This window comes from Kineococcus gynurae (genome assembly GCF_042433995.1).
Lineage (GTDB): Bacteria > Actinomycetota > Actinomycetes > Actinomycetales > Kineococcaceae > Kineococcus > Kineococcus gynurae.
Genome location: NZ_JBHLUI010000014.1, coordinates 1 through 4,204, shown reverse-complemented (window position 1 = coordinate 4,204; position 4,204 = coordinate 1). Strand labels below are relative to the sequence as shown.

At 58.9% G+C, this 4,204-nt stretch carries 2 rRNA genes; both read right to left on the bottom strand.

The window, feature by feature from the left end:
- Nucleotides 1-1,933: ribosomal RNA gene (locus ACFFKU_RS18480) — 23S ribosomal RNA — on the bottom strand; the annotation flags it as partial.
- A 641-nt stretch (nt 1,934-2,574) separates the two neighbouring features.
- Nucleotides 2,575-4,092: ribosomal RNA gene (locus tag ACFFKU_RS18475) — 16S ribosomal RNA — on the bottom strand.
- Between the last annotated feature and the right edge of the window lie 112 nt (nt 4,093-4,204).

Genomic DNA, 4,204 nt, shown 5'->3' with positions numbered 1-4,204 from the left:
CCCCCTTCTCCCGAAGTTACGGGGGCATTTTGCCGAGTTCCTTAACCACGATTCACTCGATCGCCTCGGTATTCTCTACCTGACCACCTGAGTCGGTTTAGGGTACGGGCGGCTCGAACCTCGCGCCGAGGCTTTTCTAGGCAGCATGGCATCACCCACTTCCCGCATACGCGGTCACCATCAGGTCTCAAGATCGACATCAAAGTCAGCGCCGCGGATTTGCCTACGACACTCCCTACACCCTTGGACACGGACAACCATCGCCGTGCGGAGACTAGCCTCCTGCGTCACCCCTGTTACTACGCTTGCCTACTACCAGCTCGGGCCACACGCTCCACCACCCACCACCCGAAGGTGCTGAGGGCTTTGGGTGCTTAGCATCACCAGATTCGACATGGACGGTTCTACGCCGGTACGGGAATATCAACCCGTTGTCCATCGACTACGCCTGTCGGCCTCGCCTTAGGTCCCGACTTACCCAGGGCGGATGAACCTGGCCCTGGAACCCTTGGTCAATCGGCGGACGGGTTTCTCACCCGTCATTCGCTACTCATGCCTGCATTCTCACTCGCGTGCAGTCCACCCCCGGTCACCCGAGAACTTCACCCCACACACGACGCTCCCCTACCCATCCACACACCTGCAGGAACCCGAAAGCCCCTGAAGTTCAACGCATGAATGTCACAGCTTCGGCGGTGTACTTGAGCCCCGCTACATTGTCGGCGCGGAATCACTTGACCAGTGAGCTATTACGCACTCTTTCAAGGGTGGCTGCTTCTAAGCCAACCTCCTGGTTGTCTGCGCAACTCCACATCCTTTCCCACTTAGCACACGCTTAGGGGCCTTAGCTGATGATCTGGGCTGTTTCCCTCTCGACTACGAAGCTTATCCCCCGCAGTCTCACTGCCACGCTCTCACTTACCGGCATTCGGAGTTTGGCTGACGTCAGTAACCCGGTGGGGCCCATCGGCCATCCAGTAGCTCTACCTCCGGCAAGAAACACGCGACGCTGCACCTAAATGCATTTCGGGGAGAACCAGCTATCACGGAGTTTGATTGGCCTTTCACCCCTACCCACAGCTCATCCCCCAGGTTTTCAACCCTGGTGGGTTCGGTCCTCCACACGGTCTTACCCGCGCTTCAACCTGGCCATGGGTAGATCACTCCGCTTCGGGTCTAGAGCACGCGACTCACACGCCCTGTTCGGACTCGCTTTCGCTACGGCTACCCCACACGGGTTAACCTCGCCACGCACCACTAACTCGCAGGCTCATTCTTCAAAAGGCACGCCGTCACAGAACACGTCTGCTCCGACGGATTGTAGGCACACGGTTTCAGGTACTCTTTCACTCCCCTCCCGGGGTGCTTTTCACCATTCCCTCACGGTACTATCCGCTATCGGTCATCAGGAAGTATTCAGGCTTACCAGGTGGTCCTGGCAGATTCACACGAGATTCCACGAGCCCCGTGCTACTCGGGACATCCACCCAAGGAGGTCATGATGTTTCGCCTACGGGGGTCTCACCCACTACGCCGGACCATCCCAGGCCCTTCAGCTACACCACAACTTTCTCACTCCCCGAACCAGTGGTAGCCGGCTCCGGTGAACTCCCACAACCCCACGACCGCAACCCCTACCAGGTATCACACGACCGAGGTTTAGCCTCATCCGCTTTCGCTCGCCACTACTCACGGAATCACTCTTGTTTTCTCTTCCTGTGGGTACTGAGATGTTTCACTTCCCCACGTTCCCTCCACACACCCTATACATTCAGGTGCGGGTGACCGCCCATGACGACGGCCGGGTTCCCCCATTCGGACACCCTCGGATCAACATTCGGTTGCCAACTCCCCGAGGCTTATCGCAGGCTCCCACGTCCTTCATCGGCTCCTGATGCCAAGGCATCCACCATGCGCCCTTAAAAACTTGACACACCCACACCACCACCACCCCACACCCCGCCCGAAGACGAAGCCGAGACGACAGCAGCACGAATGCCACAAAAACCAGATCACGAAAAAACACTACGCGCACACCCACACACACCCGACACCACCAACCCCGCGAAAAGGAACGAACACCCCTCCACGAAGACCGACAGGCCCGACATGTGCGAATCATGCTCGCGTCCACTGTGCAGTTCTCAACCACCAACCAGGCACCCACCCCACCACGACCGCCACCAGACACCACCCACCCCCACCAACCCCGAAAGATCAGCACGAACAGGCAACCGGTATGAACGACCAGGGACAGACCCCGACAAGACACCCGACCAACCCCACCCCCGACCACCCACCCCGACACACAGCCAGAAGCAGACAACCACAGGGCAGAACCCAGCCCGGTCCCTCAGGACCCAACAGTGCACCACGCGACACACCCCGAACCCACCAGAAAGCTTTCCCCACGACACTCACGCGCCGCCGTACTCACCCCGGCAAAACCCAGGACCTGCCATGCTGACGTTCCACCCTCGACCGCCCCCGGAACACGCGTCCGAGCAGACGATCTCAAAAACCCCGCACCAGCAACCACCCACAACGGGCAGCCCCAGCCACGAAGCTCCTTAGAAAGGAGGTGATCCAGCCGCACCTTCCGGTACGGCTACCTTGTTACGACTTCGTCCCAATCGCCAGTCCCACCTTCGACGGCTCCCCCCACAAGGGTTAGGCCACCGGCTTCGGGTGTTACCGACTTTCATGACGTGACGGGCGGTGTGTACAAGGCCCGGGAACGTATTCACCGCAGCGTTGCTGATCTGCGATTACTAGCGACTCCGACTTCACGGGGTCGAGTTGCAGACCCCGATCCGAACTGAGACCAGCTTTAAGGGATTCGCTCCACCTCACGGTATCGCAGCCCTCTGTACCGGCCATTGTAGCATGCGTGAAGCCCAAGACATAAGGGGCATGATGATTTGACGTCATCCCCACCTTCCTCCGAGTTGACCCCGGCAGTCTCCCATGAGTCCCCACCCGAAGTGCTGGCAACATGGAACGAGGGTTGCGCTCGTTGCGGGACTTAACCCAACATCTCACGACACGAGCTGACGACAACCATGCACCACCTGTACGCAACCAACTAAATGACACCCCATCTCTGGGATTCCACTGCGCATGTCAAGCCTTGGTAAGGTTCTTCGCGTTGCATCGAATTAATCCGCATGCTCCGCCGCTTGTGCGGGCCCCCGTCAATTCCTTTGAGTTTTAGCCTTGCGGCCGTACTCCCCAGGCGGGGCGCTTAATGCGTTAGCTGCGGCACGGAATCCGTGGAATGGACCCCACACCTAGCGCCCAACGTTTACGGCATGGACTACCAGGGTATCTAATCCTGTTCGCTCCCCATGCTTTCGCTCCTCAGCGTCAGTAACTGCCCAGAGACCCGCCTTCGCCACCGGTGTTCCTCCTGATATCTGCGCATTTCACCGCTACACCAGGAATTCCAGTCTCCCCTACAGCACTCAAGTATGCCCGTACCCACTGCAAGCTCAGAGTTAAGCCCTGAGTTTTCACAGCAGACGCGACACACCGCCTACGAGCTCTTTACGCCCAATAATTCCGGACAACGCTTGCACCCTACGTATTACCGCGGCTGCTGGCACGTAGTTAGCCGGTGCTTCTTCTGCAGGTACCGTCACCGAAGCTTCTTCCCTGCTGAAAGAGGTTTACAACCCGAAGGCCGTCATCCCTCACGCGGCGTCGCTGCATCAGGCTTGCGCCCATTGTGCAATATTCCCCACTGCTGCCTCCCGTAGGAGTCTGGGCCGTGTCTCAGTCCCAGTGTGGCCGGTCGCCCTCTCAGGCCGGCTACCCGTCGTCGCCTTGGTAGGCCATCACCCCACCAACAAGCTGATAGGCCGCGAGCCCATCCCCAGCCGAAAAATCTTTCCACACCCAGCACATGCGTGCAGGCGTCACATCCAGTATTAGCCACCGTTTCCGGTGGTTATCCCAGAGCCAGGGGCAGGTTGCTCACGTGTTACTCACCCGTTCGCCACTGATCCACCCCGAAGGGCTTCACCGTTCGACTTGCATGTGTTAAGCACGCCGCCAGCGTTCGTCCTGAGCCAGGATCAAACTCTCCGTCGAAACCCACCCACAACAGGCAGGCACAACAAACAATTAAACCCAGGCATCGTCTTCACCCCGGCAACCCCCTGGCGAGAGAGAAACCGGGAACAACACCAAAGGAAACCCCCCA